Annotated in this window: 17 protein-coding genes and 1 pseudogene; 8 read left to right on the forward strand and 10 right to left on the reverse strand. The window is 38.8% G+C overall.

What is annotated here, in order from left to right:
- Positions 1 to 65: 65 nt before the first annotated feature.
- Positions 66 to 551, forward strand: a pseudogene (locus EA341_RS13730) (RHS repeat domain-containing protein); the annotation flags it as partial.
- Positions 552 to 846: 295 nt separating this feature from the next.
- Complete coding sequence (locus tag EA341_RS13735; RefSeq protein WP_293015568.1) at positions 847 to 1,251, forward strand: hypothetical protein; 405 nt, start codon at positions 847 to 849, stop codon at positions 1,249 to 1,251.
- A 43-nt stretch (positions 1,252 to 1,294) separates the two neighbouring features.
- Here the strand turns inward: EA341_RS13735 and EA341_RS13740 are convergent, their stop codons facing one another.
- The 8 genes from EA341_RS13740 to EA341_RS13775 form a co-directional block, all read right to left on the reverse strand.
- Positions 1,295 to 1,609: a hypothetical protein gene (locus EA341_RS13740; RefSeq protein ID WP_293015573.1), complete on the reverse strand. Its 315-nt coding sequence runs from the start codon at positions 1,607 to 1,609 to the stop codon at positions 1,295 to 1,297.
- A 731-nt stretch (positions 1,610 to 2,340) separates the two neighbouring features.
- Positions 2,341 to 2,616 carry a hypothetical protein gene (locus EA341_RS13745; RefSeq protein WP_293015579.1) on the reverse strand — a complete coding sequence of 92 codons (276 nt, stop codon included), beginning with the start codon at positions 2,614 to 2,616 and terminating at the stop codon, positions 2,341 to 2,343.
- A gap of 278 nt (positions 2,617 to 2,894) precedes the next feature.
- A complete protein-coding gene (locus EA341_RS13750; RefSeq protein ID WP_293015581.1) occupies positions 2,895 to 3,746 on the reverse strand; it encodes an alpha/beta hydrolase in 852 nt (283 codons plus the stop codon).
- 247 nt (positions 3,747 to 3,993) lie between these two features.
- Positions 3,994 to 4,200, reverse strand: coding sequence for a hypothetical protein (locus EA341_RS13755; protein ID WP_293015582.1), 207 nt, complete (start codon positions 4,198 to 4,200; stop codon positions 3,994 to 3,996).
- Positions 4,197 to 4,403, reverse strand: coding sequence for a hypothetical protein (locus EA341_RS13760; RefSeq protein WP_293015583.1), 207 nt, complete (start codon positions 4,401 to 4,403; stop codon positions 4,197 to 4,199). Before EA341_RS13760 ends, EA341_RS13755 begins: the two co-directional genes overlap by 4 nt.
- Positions 4,404 to 4,665: 262 nt before the next feature.
- On the reverse strand, positions 4,666 to 5,226 hold the full coding sequence (locus EA341_RS13765) for an LUD domain-containing protein (RefSeq protein WP_293015584.1): 561 nt from the start codon (positions 5,224 to 5,226) through the stop codon (positions 4,666 to 4,668).
- Positions 5,223 to 6,581 (reverse strand): lactate utilization protein B, encoded by a 1,359-nt coding sequence (locus EA341_RS13770; protein WP_293015585.1) that lies wholly within the window; start codon positions 6,579 to 6,581, stop codon positions 5,223 to 5,225. Before EA341_RS13770 ends, EA341_RS13765 begins: the two co-directional genes overlap by 4 nt.
- Positions 6,578 to 7,333, reverse strand: a complete 756-nt coding sequence (locus EA341_RS13775) for a (Fe-S)-binding protein (RefSeq protein ID WP_293015586.1) — start codon at positions 7,331 to 7,333, stop codon at positions 6,578 to 6,580. The genes EA341_RS13770 and EA341_RS13775 overlap by 4 nt, the downstream gene beginning before the upstream one ends.
- Positions 7,334 to 7,802: 469 nt before the next feature.
- Here EA341_RS13775 and EA341_RS13780 point away from each other — a divergent pair, with 469 nt between their 5' ends.
- The gene (locus EA341_RS13780; RefSeq protein WP_293015587.1) at positions 7,803 to 8,231 is read left to right on the forward strand and encodes a hypothetical protein; all 429 of its coding nucleotides are present in this window, start codon (positions 7,803 to 7,805) and stop codon (positions 8,229 to 8,231) included.
- 11 nt (positions 8,232 to 8,242) lie between these two features.
- Positions 8,243 to 9,313 carry a 6-bladed beta-propeller gene (locus EA341_RS13785; protein ID WP_293015588.1) on the forward strand — a complete coding sequence of 357 codons (1,071 nt, stop codon included), beginning with the start codon at positions 8,243 to 8,245 and terminating at the stop codon, positions 9,311 to 9,313.
- 6 nt (positions 9,314 to 9,319) lie between these two features.
- Here EA341_RS13785 and EA341_RS13790 read toward each other — a convergent pair whose 3' ends face one another.
- On the reverse strand, positions 9,320 to 10,453 hold the full coding sequence (locus EA341_RS13790) for an ATP-binding protein (RefSeq protein ID WP_293015589.1): 1,134 nt from the start codon (positions 10,451 to 10,453) through the stop codon (positions 9,320 to 9,322).
- 347 nt (positions 10,454 to 10,800) lie between these two features.
- On the opposite strand from EA341_RS13790, the gene EA341_RS13795 reads away from it, so the two are divergent.
- The 4 genes from EA341_RS13795 (at position 10,801) to EA341_RS13810 (ending at position 14,137) form a co-directional block, all read left to right on the forward strand.
- Complete coding sequence (locus EA341_RS13795) at positions 10,801 to 11,109, forward strand: DUF3784 domain-containing protein (RefSeq protein WP_293015591.1); 309 nt, start codon at positions 10,801 to 10,803, stop codon at positions 11,107 to 11,109.
- Between the two features lie 190 nt (positions 11,110 to 11,299).
- Positions 11,300 to 11,944, forward strand: a complete 645-nt coding sequence (locus EA341_RS13800; RefSeq protein ID WP_293015592.1) for an outer membrane beta-barrel protein — start codon at positions 11,300 to 11,302, stop codon at positions 11,942 to 11,944.
- A 110-nt stretch (positions 11,945 to 12,054) separates the two neighbouring features.
- Positions 12,055 to 12,687 carry a hypothetical protein gene (locus EA341_RS13805; protein WP_293015593.1) on the forward strand — a complete coding sequence of 211 codons (633 nt, stop codon included), beginning with the start codon at positions 12,055 to 12,057 and terminating at the stop codon, positions 12,685 to 12,687.
- A 322-nt stretch (positions 12,688 to 13,009) separates the two neighbouring features.
- A complete protein-coding gene (locus tag EA341_RS13810; RefSeq protein ID WP_293015595.1) occupies positions 13,010 to 14,137 on the forward strand; it encodes an ATP-binding protein in 1,128 nt (375 codons plus the stop codon).
- Between the two features lie 481 nt (positions 14,138 to 14,618).
- Here EA341_RS13810 and EA341_RS13815 read toward each other — a convergent pair whose 3' ends face one another.
- Positions 14,619 to 14,834: a hypothetical protein gene (locus EA341_RS13815; RefSeq protein ID WP_293015597.1), complete on the reverse strand. Its 216-nt coding sequence runs from the start codon at positions 14,832 to 14,834 to the stop codon at positions 14,619 to 14,621.
- Positions 14,835 to 14,962 lie beyond the last annotated feature (128 nt).

Genomic DNA, 14,962 nt, shown 5'->3' on the forward strand with positions numbered 1-14,962 from the left:
TGTGTGAGGGGGTTGGTTTTGTGAAGGCGGAAAGTTGCGCAGGGGTATAGCGTTATCTCTACAACGGAAAGGAACTGATCCGTGATTTGAACCTCAATCTGTACGATTTTCATGCCCGTGGATATGATCCTGTGATCGGCAGAACTTGGCAGTTGGACCCCCATTCCGATAAGTACCCTTCGATGTCACCTTACAGCTGGGTAGCAAACAACCCTATATTGATGATAGATCCTGACGGGAAGGATTTTTTAATCTGGTACACTGATGACAAGGGAAAGAAGCAGAACTTCAGGTTTAACGGCACGAATGCTGATGGTGCCCCCAAAAACGAGTTCGTCCAGCAGTTCCTGAGCGCTTACAATTACAACGTTGAAAACGGTGGTGGAGAGAAAATGCAGGCGATCGCTGGAAACAGTAAATTGTCCGTTGGGGTTACAATTTCAGAGGAAGGCTCATTTTTAAGTTCAGGATATATTTATTGGAACCCGACCGCAGGTGCAGAATACGAAAATGGCACGGTAGTTTCTCCTGCGACCGTGCTAGAACATTAATCAGATCATGCTTTAGAGAGGCATACCAATTACAGTAACTTTAATGATGGCCGAAGGACTCCTGATGCCCAATATGAAAACAAAGAAGAGCGGCGGGTAATAACTGGTTCCGAGCAGAGAACAGCGAGAGCTAATAAGGAAATTTCCGCTACGGGAGTAACAAGGACCTCATATTCTGGAGATCAGGTTGTAACAGGGGGGCCTACATCCAATAAAATAAACAGACCAGCTACCTATAATCATTATCAAAAATTGAAACAGAAAGGGTACAATGTGGACAGACAACTTAAGAAATATGGGCCAAATAGATAAACTGGTATTCACATGCTTGATTTTGGTACTGGCATCTTGCCAATCACCGAATGAAAAAATCAAAAAGGTGATAATAAAATACTTGCCCGAGGAAACTACGGTGATGATACCGGTGACATGTGATAATTTGGATTACATTGCTTCCGTATTGCTACAAACCAAAACAGTTACGGACAGTGCCTTTTTAGAACATCTGAACAAAGAGGTTAATAAACTGAAACCTGAACGGCAGGAAAAGTCCATAGACATAAGGATTAAACTTCTAATAGAATATGAAAGCAGGTCAGATACCTTATGCCTTGGGGAGTTTTTCGACACTATCTTAAACGGTAACTTAATGGAAGACAACCCAAGACTGCTGGAACTTATAAAATCGGAGATATATTAGATATTTATAAGCAAAAAGCCCGGCGATGTCCGGGCTTTTGCTTTTACAGGGCTGCCACATTTTTCTGGAAGGAGTCTTTGAACTTCTTTTTGGTGAGCATCGTCTCGATTAGGCCGAAGATAACGGACTTGTCCTTTTCGTCCAGCTCGGCAATCAGGCGCACCTGTTCGGAGGCTGTTTTATCTTCTAAGGTAATCTCAGTAGAGACTTTATTGCCCATATGCCATCTGTTATTACTATCCGCATAGCCTGTCCCGCCAAAGCGGGAGGCCGCTTGCCAGTGTAGGACTTCTTGTGAAGAAACTGTCCATCGGACATTTTTAGCGAAGGGCCAGGTGGCAGGGAAGGGGGTGAGCACAAAATTCAGGGTCTGGACTATTATTACCCCCTTCAGGGCTGGCTGAAGGGGGTGAACATGCCTGGTGGCGGAGATCCCGGAGCTGACGGAATCGTCAGCAAGCGGACCGGAAAAGATGCCATAGCCTTTGCCCTGGGATATTTCAATGGAGACTGGACCCCGATCACCTCAACAGCGGTCAGGACAGACACGAGGGATGCCCTCTGGTCGAGGGCTTCCACGATCAACTCCAATACCGGACTCTCACCTCTTCCAACTGTATATTTTTCTAGGACCTAAAGTAACCTTTGAACAGAATAATATTATAAGTTTTTGATTTAAATCATAATTTATATAAATTTGATTCAATTTATAATGCTAAAAAATTTGGTGAGTCATTCGGTGAGTGGCGGCTTAAATTTGATTGTAAAATATTGAAAGTCATTTAGTTAAGAGGTGGGTTCGAATCCCTTCCTCTCTGCGAGAAATATCAAAATTAACCCTGTAAGTATTTTATTTACAGGGTTTTATTTTTTTAATTGAAAGAGTGGGGTGTCAATAAGGTGGCTTTTTCCGGCAAAACAGGCTAATAACAAGCGTTTGAATGGTGGGGATATTAAAAACTTACCTCCAAACCTAGGCGCGTCAAGCTATAGTAAAAACCTATCTTTCTCTTAAGGTATTAGGAGTGGAAAAAATGGAACGTATACAATCCAGTAAATGAATCTCCCTGTAGACTTTTTAATAAATTCTTATTCCTTATTTAACCTTTTCTCATTTTCTTCTTTGATTCGATCTTCCCGCTCTTCTCTGACTTTTTTGATCCGTTTTCTGTAAATCAAGTACACAATCAATATAATCAAGGGGATTACAATAAATATAATCAGATTACTGGTATCAGATAAATCTACTGGCCCCCGAGGCTTCGGGATATCTGGTTGGTTTTGAGCGTGTCCTGAGACTGCAAGAAATACGGTTATAAGAAAAGTCAATGCTGAAATGTGTGAAATGCTAATTTTCCTTTTCATGTTTATAACTTTTAAGATTCTTCAATTTAACTAAAATTCAGGATTACTGAAAATTTAGGTTTGCTAATTCAAGTAAGAATCAAAACAGCATAAGTATTCGATTTCCTTTTAATCTTGGGATTTTTGAGGGTTCAAGCGCTCTTCCCGAGTAACTCTTGGCCAGGTTTTATCAACTTTTGAATTATTTGATCAGTAATTAAAAAAGACTAATAAGCTAAATGAATAAAGCCAAAGGAGAAAATGCCTGGTTTAATAGAAATATTTAGACTGAGGGGAAATTATTCTCTATGTTGATCCATAAAGTCCAGAATCCAGCGATAAGCTTTATTTGGTGTATAGACAAACTGTGCAATCATGGGCACGTGTTTTTTTCTTGCTTGTAGGTGGTAATTGGGGTTTGGTTCTATTTTTTTATAAGCCTCCATAAAACGGACCGTGGTCTTTTCTATTCCCGGAAGTGTTCGTCCCCCAACCATTACGAATATAGGTGGATCTTTTTCGTCCAGATAATATATCGGTGAGGTATCTTTCCAAACCGTTGGACTATCTGTAAATGCCTTCAAATAAGAAGTTCCCGGTTCATAATTCATTTCATTCAGAAACCAATACATATCCAGCCCTGCAGCATCGATCAGCACTGCACCTTTGATGGGATTGGTTACACCTAAGGTGTCAAAGTAGGAATTCCTTACGGTAAGCAAGGCTGCAAGATGCCCTCCTGCAGAATGACCCGAAACATAAATATGTTCCGCACTTCCGCCATATTCAGAAATATTTTCCTTTGTCCACTGCACCGCTTTGGCAGCCGCTTGTGCCATATCATGTATCCGATAATCCGGTGCCAAAGGATAGTTGATGATGACTGTGACAATTCCTTTTCTCGCAAACCTACTTCCCAAAAAATTATAGATGTCCTTATCACCTGAATTCCAACTTCCTCCATGTATAAAAACCATCACATCATTGCTCCCATCAGCTTTTTTTGGAGTGAAAATGTTCAGTTCCTTTTTTGGAAGATTCTTTAAAAAACCCTCTTCCATATAAGTGATATCCTTATGGCGGTGAATACCTCTAAAAGAACATGAAAATTGAAAAAGGAGCATGATTATAATAAAAGTATATCGAATCATATCATTGGGTTTGTAATCCAACAGGAAAATGGGTTTAAAGTTTAGGGCTTTGCCGACCTTTGGGGTTTTAAAAACCCCGAAGGTCTATTTCTTAAAATTTGGTAAAATGTTCTTTAATAACCTGATATCCGAAATGCTTTTGAAGCAAAAAGTCATTCCCTCTCTTTCCAGATTCCAGGGCTTCTATGGGTATTGAAGACTGCCCGGACGATGATCAATTTTCTGTCTTCATCGACTGAGTAATGAATCATGTAGGGAAATCTTTTGAGGGGAGGCAGCGGACTTTATCATAGCGAACTTGGAAGAACATAATCTCCTTTAATATATCAAAGTGATCTTTTACTTCTTGATGGAATTCCTTTCCAAGTCCTTTCTTTTTGGAATTGTACCAACGGATACCTTCTTGTATATCAAGTTTGGCAAAAGTTTCAATTTTTATTTTAAAGGAGGTCATCCTAAATCAAAATCATCTTTAACCGATTCCCAGTCCAATAGTAAATCAGGATTTTCATTAGATTTCCTAATACGCTCCCTGACAATTTCTTTATGTTCTTCTGGGATTTGGTAATCAAATCCGGTTTCAAGACCAAGCTGTTCGAAGAGTTCCATATAGAATTCAAACTTTTCTTCCGGGATTTTTAAGGTTATTTCTCTCATCGCTATGACAATTTAGATTTCCAATTTACATAAAAAAGTAAATGTATATACGAGCGGATGGATATTCAGGAGACGAATTCATACCATGATTCTAAGTCATGTTATGAATACCAACGTCTTTTTATACAAATTGGCATTCTGAAAACTACCTCTATTTTAGTCCAAGTCAAAGACCTTGGAACCAGAGAAGTCATGAACCACTGGCACATGTTTCTTTATTCTTTATTCTTGTCTCTTGCTTCTCGCTTCTAATCTCTCGCTTCTACATTAACACCACCCTCAAACTCTTCGCCCCATGTGCCCCAATCACCAGGGACTGCTCGATATCCGCAGTTTTGGAAGGACCGGCGATAAAAAGGCCGAATCCGGAATGGGCCAGGCTTATTTTTTTGTAGGCTTCATGCATATTGGTAACAAGAGAATTTTTTTTCAATACAATGACCAGGTGTTCGGTGATAAAGGGCAAGGCCCTTAAACCCATATTCTCATCGGTCAGCCAGATGGCAGCATTTTCAGCAACACCAAATTGCCCTTCTATAATGGCCAAATCCAAATCTTTTAACTGATGGGAATCAGCAGGCAATTCAGTATTGGCCAATGCCTCAAATGAGGAGACCAGGGAAAGTATTTTTTTGAACTTGTTTTGGGCAATGATACCGGCCAAGTCACCTGCACCCACTATCTCTCCTTTATTGAATTGAATGGATTGGGTAAATTTTTCTGCCAAATCACCTTCAAAAGAAAAATCGGGGATTTTCGGTAATGGTTTTTCATCCCTTGGTATGGCTTTGATTTTGGATAATATATGTTCCCTGCTGTTCATTTTCTGTTTTTCTTGTACCAGTCCTTGAAAGTTTCTTTAGGCAATTCCGGCAGATCCCGCTGTTTGCCCCAGGTGTTCAGACCGGAGTAGGTAATGCTTTCCGGTAAAATTTTCAAGGCACCGCGCATCATGGAGGCACTTAATTTATAGGCGAAAGGCACTGCGAAAATCCCATTTGCAATACTCATGGAAATACTCTTGGCATTTGTGCCCTGGGCTTTGGTAATTTCCTGCCGCCATTCATACAGCTGTTCATGGATATTGATCTTGACAGGGCAGACATCCGAACAGGAACCGCATAGGGTGGAAGCAAAAGGCAAGGAACTGTGCTTTTGCAAATCGATTCCAGGTGAAAGTATGGAACCGATAGGGCCCGGTACAGTGCTGCCGTAGCTGAAACCCCCACTTCGCCTGTATATCGGGCAGGTATTCATACAGGCCCCGCAGCGGATGCATTTGAGTGAGTTTCTGAATTTTTCACGGGCCAATTGTTCGGTGCGTCCGTTGTCCACCAGGACGATATGGATTTCCTTTCCCGGAGAAGGACTTCTAAAATGGGAATTATAATTGGTGATGGATTGACCTGTAGCTGAACGGGCCAGCAACCTGAGGAATACCCCCAAATGTTCCCTTTTGGGAATGATCTTTTCTATGCCCATACAGGCAATATGCACATCGGCCAGGTGAACACCCATATCGGCATTGCCTTCATTCGTACAGACTACAAATTCCCCTGTTTCGGCCACTCCAAAATTCACTCCTGTGATGGCCACTTTGGCCGCCAAAAACTTTTCCCTCAGGTGTTTACGGGCAGCCTGGGTCAGGTAATAAGGGTCATCATTACCTTTTTCAGTCTGGAGTTTTTCATGGAAAATATCCGATATGGCCATTTTTTTCAAGTGGATGGCGGGCAACACAATATGGCTTGGCGGCTGGTTGAGAAATTGGACTATCCTTTCCCCCAGATCCGTATCCACTACCTCGACTCCGTTTTTTTCCAAAAAAGGATTCAGATGGCATTCCTCAGTCAGGATGGATTTGCTTTTGACAATGGCTTTACAACGATGTTCATTCAATATGCCCAATACAATTTGATTGTGTTCGGCAGCATCTTTTGCCCAATGCACGTGAATGTTATTGGCTTTGGCGTTTTTCTCAAATTCCACCAGGTAGGTTTCCAGATTGGCCAGCACATTGTCCTTTATATCTGATGCAAGGTTTCGGAGTTTTTCCCATTCGGGTACGGATTTACTGACCTTATCCCGCTTGTCCCGGACAAACCAAAGGGTGTCATCATGCCATTTGGCATTGGCAGCATCCTTCAAAAATTCTGTGGCTTCCTGAGGGTGGTTCATGAGATGGCTTCGTTTAGGATTTCGGCAATATGCTTGAATTGAATATTTTGTTTATTTCTTGAAGCAATGCCCTGCAGGTGCATGATGCAGGACATGTCTCCTCCGGTCAATATTTCCACATCGTGGCTGATATGGTCTTCCAACCTGTCCTTGCCCATTTGAATGGAAAGGGCCTCTTCTGTCACGGCAAAGGTACCTCCAAAGCCGCAGCACTCATCTTTTCGGGTCAATTCCACCCATTCCAATCCTTCAAGCTGTTGCAGGAGTTGCCGGGCTTTGTTGAACGGCGTTTCATGCAGTTCACTTGCAGAAGCCAACCGAAGGCCACGCTGTCCATGGCAGGAGGCATGATAGCCTACCTTGTGGGGATAACTTCCCTGAATGGAGTCGATTTTTAAAACATCAGTAATAAATTCCGTCAACTCATAGATTTTATGTTGTGTGACCTGCTGTTCAGACTCTAAACCGGGAACGCTTGGGGAATGTTCTTTGACATGCAGCACGCAGGAACCGGATGGGGCTACGATATAGTCGAAGTCTTTGAAAGTCTTTAAAAAATGTTTGGCTGTGCCAACCGTATCCCTTTCATAACCCGCATTGGCCATGGGCTGCCCACAGCAAGTCTGTCCCGAGGGATAGACTACCTCGCAACCCAGTTTTTCCAACAATTCCAAAGTAGCAATTGCCACATTAGGGTAGAACTGATCGACGTAGCAGGGGATGAATAAGCCTATCTTATTAACTTGAGGCATATTTTTATTTGATATTTATGGATAGTAAGATATTCATGGATATTGGCTTGCACATCAATTTCTAAAGTATCAATAAATATCAGCAAATATCAATCAATATCATTTAGCAAATTGTCGAAGCAAACGATTTTAGAATTCAAACTCCAATTTCTAAATATAATGAAGTAAAAACATCCTGTAGTGTAGGGTTTTTGGGGGTTGAGGTAATTTATGCGAAAAAAAGGTTGAGTTTCTAGTTCTTTTCCGAAAATCAAATGAAAAATTGAGCAATCGAACATTTTTTCAAAGGGAAAAATGTGTACGACCACATTTTTATGAAGGATAATAACCGCAAATGCATCTTATAAAAGATGTAAATGACTTGAAAAGACCTCTTGATTCCATCTTGTTGTGGAATCCACTAAGAACCTCTTGAATTTAAACTATTAAATTGGTATATTGACTAAGTGTTTATCACTTAATTAAAATTATGACCCATTTTCTACTTTACCTCTTGCCACTTTTTTGGTTTTTGCAAAGTGAACATTCTTTGGAAGGCAAATGGAATATGTATCGAAGCGAAACTTTTGAAAATATACTGACTTCAAAAAACTTTCAACTTCAGGATGAAGAATCACGGCAGGCTATTGCGGAAACTTTCAGTAAAGTGATAGATGGATATTTTTATGACTTCAAGAAGGATACCGTCATTTTTACAAATTACAGTAATTTCGAGATTCACGAGCTTAAAGGGATATGGTGGACCGATGGAGATACGCTGATTATTGGACGTTTGGATAAAATAAGTGTGCAGAAATATTTCATTTCTAAGTTGGACGAAAAAGAGCTTCATTTACAGTTGATCGTACCAAGGCAAACTGAGCCATCAAAAAGCAGGTTGATGTTCAAAAAGGAGTGAAAATATAATTTATGGACGATCTAATGTTAAGGGGTTTATTATTTGTAGCGATGTTTTCAGGATTTTTTGCCTGTGTCGAAAAGCCTAAGTCAGAATTGATTGAAATCAATGTGCCTGACAAGGTAAATACGGAAATTACTTTACACGACATCGCGGATTCCATACAATTTATCCAACTTGAAACCCGGCCTGATGCATTTATTTCAAGAATTAATGAAGTGTACCTTCATGATAACAAATTGTATATCTGGTATGTATTTCAAAAAATCCTAGTCTTCGATCTGGATGGGAAATTTTTGGGTGCGCTCGGAAAACAAGGTGATGGTCCTGGGGAATACAGGTCTGTTTCTGCCATGGCCATTGATGATCGTTCTGGAGAGATTTATGTTTTTGCCAATTATAAATTCTTGAGGTATTCTCCCAAACATGAGTTATTAGAGGAAAAGAGGATGAATGCCTCATTTGACTATTTATGTATGCTGGATGGAGAGAGGTTTGGAATTTCACAGGAATATGGAAATGAAGTAGAAGGAGGTTTTGCCAATGAGACCAAGTTATATCGATTAGGAGCAGATATAGCAATATTAGACACACTTCCATTACGTAAAGTCGAAATGGAAAAGAAAATAGCCTCTGTTTTAGGATATACTGATTATATCAGCAGTTTTGGCTGTAATCATTTCATCTATACCCCTGTAACGACCAATGAAAACTACCTACGAGACACGCTCTATCAGTTTAAGGACATGCAATTGATGCCTTTTGCCAAGTTGAATTTTCCTAAACCACATTTAGATGACAGGGGCTTTAAAAAGTATTATATCGCAAATGTGGTACATACTGCCAATTACATCAGTTCCCATTTTTATGAAAAAAGTAGTTTGCACCAATTTCTCTATCATATGGGGAGTGGAGAGCCCTATTATGTGAAAGATGGATTTTTGGATGAAGATGGGGATAGGTTAAATTTAAGGGTTTTGTGTGCAGAAAAAGATTTGTTCTATTTCGTCAAATCAGCTGAATACAAATCAGGTGCACAGGAAGAAGCCAATCCTATGATTGGTTTGGTAAGGCTGAAGTAAGGTCGACTATACCCCTAGAAATCCTTCGAAATTTTGTTTGATAATCACTGCCGTTTCATGGTCGGGATAAGCTTGGAGAAAGGATGCAGGGAACCTTACTTTTTGATCTTTCCATTTGAATTCAAAAGCATGAAGGATGCCATCCGCTTCTTCGATGTAATCTATTTCGGCTTGGTCATGGGTACGCCAAAAATAGCTATTGACAAATCTTCCTGTATAGGAATTGTATTTAAGCCTTTCAGAGATTAGAAAGTTTTCCCACAAGGCTCCTTTATCTTGTCGCATTTCAGGAATTGAAAAGTTACTGATCAGGACATTGCGGATACCATTGTCGTAGAAATAGTATTTCTTGCCTTTTTTGATTTCATTTCTCAGGTTGCGGCTAAATGCAGGAAGTTTAAAGATGACAAAAGCCTTTTCCAATAAATCCAGGTACTTTTCCACAGTGGCAGTATCTATATTGCCAATGGTTTGGGCAAGTTCATGATAACTGACCTCAGACCCTACCTGAAAAGCCAAAGCTTTTAATAATTTTTCAAGGTGGCTTGGTTTCCGGATACTATCCATTTGCAAGACATCTTTGTAAAGGTAGCTCTGGGCAATTTCTAAAAGGGTTTCTTTTTCCTGACCGGGATTGTTGACAACCTCTGGATAGAGACCATAAGTTAAACGTGTATCCAATAACCTTTTGGCTTCTAAAGTGGAGGTATCTATCACCGTTTCCTGATAACTGATGGGAAACAAGTGAAAGGTTTTCTTTCTTCCCGTCAAGGGTTCTGCAGTTTGATGCTGTAGGTCAAAAGCAGATGAACCTGTGGCAATCACCTGGATGTCGGGTCGATTGTCGTAGATAAGTTTGAGTTTTCGGCCTATATCTGGAATCTGCTGGGCCTCGTCAATGATCACCAACTGTGTACTTGTGCCAATAAGTTGTATTAGCTGAGTGCTGGTGACAGCGGAAGAAAAGGCTTCCAAAATATCCGCCTCATCTGCATTGAGCCAGGTAGATGGTACATTGATTGTCCTCACAACTTCCTTGAGTAAAGTAGTTTTTCCAACTTGCCTTGCTCCTAGAAGAATGATCACCTTGTTCTTGAAACAGGCATTAATAAGCTTATCAGTAAGTTCTCTTCGGACCATTTTTAAAATATTAACACATCAAATATACCAAATATTAGGATTATAATCTAAAAAATACGCCTAATATTAGGGTTATAATCTAAAAATTTGGCCTAAAATTTAGATTATGTTCTAAAAATTAGGCTTGATTAATTCTTAAACTATATAAAAACAGCTACCATCTCTTAAAAATAGATTAGTCACCTTAGTGTCAACCATAGATATGTATTAATTTTTAGTAGATTTAGAGTAAGAAATTGATCTTTAATTTGAAAAAAAAATCTCATTAACTAAACCACAAAGCCACCAAGAAACAATTTCCATTTAAAACTTTGGGTCTTCGAGGCAATCAAAAATTGAATTCAATCATGCAGAGCATCTATACCGGTCTGATTTTTATAGCCATCGCAATCCTTATCAGGTTTTTCCCTAATCTGCTAGCGGGGTACAATAACTTATCTCAAAGAGAAAGAGAAAATGCCATAGCGAATGGATTGCCGAAATTTGCAAGCATTGTCTTTGTCATTATGGGATTGATCGTGATAGCAGGTTATTTTTTGGCAATTTGGTTGGGGAAGCCCTCGTTAAGTAACGGTATAAGCATTTTAACCACCTTGATCGGTGTGGTTTTTATCATTGTTTTTGGGAATTGGTTTACAAAGGAGCGTGTGAGATAAGTCTAAGTGTTTTTTGGCTAAATCGTATCTTAATTTTTGAGAATAAGGAAGTTGAATGCTATATATTTGAGCCTATTACTTTTTTAAGGATACCAAAAATGAAAATACCGGACAAAGTAAGTGTTAATTACTTTTAATAGTTGGTTAGTTTTCGTAAATTAATTCTATCGTTCTCCAGACTCATGTTCTCATGAAAAAGCTCAACATACTATGCTTTTTTCTTCTTATTAGTTTTTCCACTCTTGCCCAAACTGAAAAGGGCCGATTCTTGATTGGTGCTGGTACTAATTTGGGCTTGTCTGAATCATCAGGGATGATGAATCTTTCATTTTCAAGGCAAAAGACTTTTATTGATGATGGTCTTTCTGGTCAAACTAACAGCAATAATATATTTATAGCTCCAAAAGCAGGATACTTTATCTTTGATAATTTGGTTGCTGGATTGGATTTAGCATTAGGTTCGGGTAGAGGAACTTCGACTATTGATGCTGCCTCACAAAACTTAGATTCAAAAAGCTCTCTTTTCAGTGTAGGACCATTTGTACGTTATTATTTTCCCAGTGGAAAGGTTTTGCCATTTGTAGAGGCAAACTCACTTTTTGGCAATAGGAACATAGAAATTTCCGGTTTTACCAGTTCAGAAAATCGACAAAATTTTACTGCCATTGGTGGAGGTTTAGGGCTTGCCTTTTTATTGGGAAAGAGAAGCAGCATTGATTTGGTTTTAAATTATACTTCTAACAGCATAAACACTGAATCAGAGGACTATACCGACAGGGAAAATACCTTAGGGATTAAAATTGGCTTCACCATGTTTCTTGGGAGGCAACCTTAAATATAAAGTTTATCAGATGAGGATGAACGAAGTTTATCCTGTTCATTTCCTAGCTAATTTCCCATTATTAGATCCTAAAGATTCCATTCTTAGACCAAAAATTTTGCTTTATGAAAATGTTCAAAACCATATGTTTTTTTCTTCTGATCAGTGTTTCTGTTTATGGTCAAACTGAAAAAGGAAGAATGCTCCTTGGTGCCGGTACCCACATTGGATTTTCAAATGGTATAGGAATGATGGATATGTATTTTTCCAATTCAACAAGGGAGTTTGCTGATGGTTCTTCTGAAAAAAGCAGTTCATACAACATCTTTTTTGCACCGAAGGTGGGCTATTTTCTAACCAATAATTTGGCAGCTGGAGTCGATTTGGCTTTGGGTTGGGGAAGTAGGGAAATATTTCTCAACGCCTTTGCATTTGAGGCCAAAAACTCTTTGTTTGGAGCAGGGCCTTTTGTCAGGTATTATGTACCGAAAGGAAAAATTCTGCCTTTTGCTGAGGTGAATTCTATTTTTGGCAACCAAAGAACTAGGACTGATTTCGTTGGAGAAAGTGTGAGCAATACTTCAGTCACTAGTCTTGGGGGAGGTTTGGGACTTGCCTTGTTGTTGGGAGAGCGGAGTAGCTTTGATTTGCTATTAAATTATAGTTCTAATCGAGCGAATTTCGAATCTGATGGATTTTACACCAGAGAGAATGTCTTAGGCTTAAAGTTTGGTTTTACAATTTTCCTGGGGAATTAAGTTGTTTAAAAAGCTCTCTTTGATTCACATTTTTCAAAAATCGAATCCAATCTTCCTTAATAAGTTCCACCAATTAATCCCAGTATTACTGTGATTGCACTAAGCTAAACTTTGATGATCCTATAGTTTTTCAAGATTTTTTAGCGACCTGGGTTGAGATAAAAGTTCTCTATTGTGCCGATTTGTGGTCGGAATAATTCCTCGGAGTTGAGTTTTAACCTTGATAGATATACACTATCCAATGAAGGATAAGAACTTATAATCGCAAAATTTATATAAAATCAGCGTTTATAATCGCAAAATTTATATTAAATTTGCGATTATGTTTATTCCGAGACACATACAAGTTAAAGTTTCCAAAAAGATCAAGGATAATAAAGCTATTATTCTTTTTGGTCCGAGGCAGGTGGGGAAAAGCACCTTGCTAAAAAATCACGCTAACCAATTCCAATCTCCCATCCTATGGTGGAATGGAGATGATGCCGATATCAGGGAATTGCTGGCAAATCCAAGTTCCACCAAACTCAAGACCTTGATAGGCAAAGCGAGGACAGTCATCATTGATGAAGCCCAACGCATTCAAAATATTGGTATTTGTATCAAAATCATCGTAGATAACTTCCCTGAGGTCAAGGTTCTGGCGACAGGTTCTTCTGCTTTTGAACTCTCCAATTTTATACGAGAACCTCTGACAGGAAGAAAATGGGAGTATTTTCTTTTTCCGTTTTCTTTTTCGGAAATGGTGGACCACAGTAATTTCCTGGAAGAAAAACGCATGGTTCCTGTTCGAATGGTCTATGGATATTATCCTGAGATAGTCATCAATCACGATGATGCCGAAGAAAGGCTAAAGATGATCGCAGACAGTTATCTTTTCAAAGATGTTTTTGCATTAGGGAATTTACGGAAGCCGGATCAAATCATTAAGTTACTTCAGGCTTTGGCTTATCAAGTTGGGAATGAAATTTCTTTCAATGAATTGGGAATGCTTGCCGGCCTGGATAACGAGACCGTAGAAAAATACATAACCTTATTGGAACAAACCTTTATCGTTTTTAGGGTAGGTTCCTATAGCAAGAATTTACGAAATGAGCTGAAAAAGGCCAAGAAAATATATTTTGTGGATAATGGTATCAGGAATAGCCTGATCGGTAACTTTCTTCCACTTGAAAGTAGGACAGACGTAGGAGCACTTTGGGAAAATTTCCTGATGGCAGAGCGGTTCAAAAAAAATGCGTTAGAAGGTAAATACAATATCGGGTATTTCTGGAGAACCCATGCCCAGCAGGAAATAGATTATTTGGAAGAAGTAAACGGGAAACTTTCCGCATGGGAATTCAAATGGAATCCAAAAGCCAAAGTCAAAATACCGAGTACTTTCCAAAACACTTATTCAGATGCAAGTGTTCAGGTGGTCCATTTTGATAATCTGGACTCATTTGTCTTATAACCGTAATTTTATATAAAATCAGCGATTATAACCGCTACATTAATATGAATTTTGCGGTTATTATTTGTTAATTATAATGTATAGAAGGTTAATTCACTAAGATCCCCTTCTCCATCACCGGATTGTGCTATTAAATTGTAAAAAAAACTATTTTACTTATCCGAAATTTGTTCCAACAAAAGTTTAATATAAGCGTCAGTTATTGACTCCTGTTTGGATTTATCATAAATGGATAAAAGGAATACAATACTCTCTGTTACTGCAATATGGGTAATCACCCTTCCACCGCCTGATTTACCTTTCCCTTTACTCTTAATAGCAATTCTGATTTTAAAACAATTTTTAAAAATCTGGACAACTTGATTTGGATTAGTTTCAAGGCTTTCAACTAAAGTTAAGAACTCATCTTATAAGGAGGGATATTTCTTCAATAGCTTTTTGAGTTCTTTCTCAAATTCCGGTATGGCTTTTACTTGAAAAGTCATAAATCATGAAGTAAATCTCTTGCATTTTTTGCTTCTAATTTACCCGATTTCACTTCTAACATTTCTTTATAGCCTCGGGCGACACCCTCAGCAATCTTTTTGGAATCTGAGATATCTTCCAAAGTTTTGAATTTGACTTTAAGCGCTTTTAAAATAGCCTTGACAGTTTTTGATTGGTCTTTATCAAGCTTTTCTATCAATATATTTTCCATTTACCAAAGATAAGATGATTCTGTCTTTCAAGATAATAATACCTTAAAATCAATCAGTATCCCGGCTAAATATTTCTATTTATTTCAACCATATCCAAATATCTAATATCCATCAGTATCTATCGATA

The organism is Mongoliibacter sp., assembly GCF_007692705.1.
Taxonomy (GTDB): Bacteria; Bacteroidota; Bacteroidia; order Cytophagales; family Cyclobacteriaceae; genus Mongoliibacter.

Bases quoted from the DNA above. Each gene is read 5' to 3' on its own strand.
- EA341_RS13765 (WP_293015584.1), bottom strand. From the start codon at position 5,226: ATGAACAGCAGGGAACATATATTATCCAAAATCAAAGCCATACCAAGG.
- EA341_RS13785 (WP_293015588.1), top strand. From the start codon at position 8,243: ATGGACGATCTAATGTTAAGGGGTTTATTATTTGTAGCGATGTTTTCA.
- EA341_RS13800 (WP_293015592.1), top strand. From the start codon at position 11,300: ATGAAAAAGCTCAACATACTATGCTTTTTTCTTCTTATTAGTTTTTCC.
- EA341_RS13805 (WP_293015593.1), top strand. From the start codon at position 12,055: ATGAAAATGTTCAAAACCATATGTTTTTTTCTTCTGATCAGTGTTTCT.
- EA341_RS13770 (WP_293015585.1), bottom strand. From the start codon at position 6,581: ATGAACCACCCTCAGGAAGCCACAGAATTTTTGAAGGATGCTGCCAAT.
- EA341_RS13745 (WP_293015579.1), bottom strand. From the start codon at position 2,616: ATGAAAAGGAAAATTAGCATTTCACACATTTCAGCATTGACTTTTCTT.
- EA341_RS13780 (WP_293015587.1), top strand. From the start codon at position 7,803: ATGACCCATTTTCTACTTTACCTCTTGCCACTTTTTTGGTTTTTGCAA.
- EA341_RS13810 (WP_293015595.1), top strand. From the start codon at position 13,010: ATGTTTATTCCGAGACACATACAAGTTAAAGTTTCCAAAAAGATCAAG.
- EA341_RS13815 (WP_293015597.1), bottom strand. From the start codon at position 14,834: ATGGAAAATATATTGATAGAAAAGCTTGATAAAGACCAATCAAAAACT.
- EA341_RS13750 (WP_293015581.1), bottom strand. From the start codon at position 3,746: ATGATTCGATATACTTTTATTATAATCATGCTCCTTTTTCAATTTTCA.
- EA341_RS13760 (WP_293015583.1), bottom strand. From the start codon at position 4,403: ATGAGAGAAATAACCTTAAAAATCCCGGAAGAAAAGTTTGAATTCTAT.
- EA341_RS13775 (WP_293015586.1), bottom strand. From the start codon at position 7,333: ATGCCTCAAGTTAATAAGATAGGCTTATTCATCCCCTGCTACGTCGAT.
- EA341_RS13790 (WP_293015589.1), bottom strand. From the start codon at position 10,453: ATGGTCCGAAGAGAACTTACTGATAAGCTTATTAATGCCTGTTTCAAG.
- EA341_RS13755 (WP_293015582.1), bottom strand. From the start codon at position 4,200: ATGACCTCCTTTAAAATAAAAATTGAAACTTTTGCCAAACTTGATATA.
- EA341_RS13795 (WP_293015591.1), top strand. From the start codon at position 10,801: ATGCAGAGCATCTATACCGGTCTGATTTTTATAGCCATCGCAATCCTT.
- EA341_RS13735 (WP_293015568.1), top strand. From the start codon at position 847: ATGGGCCAAATAGATAAACTGGTATTCACATGCTTGATTTTGGTACTG.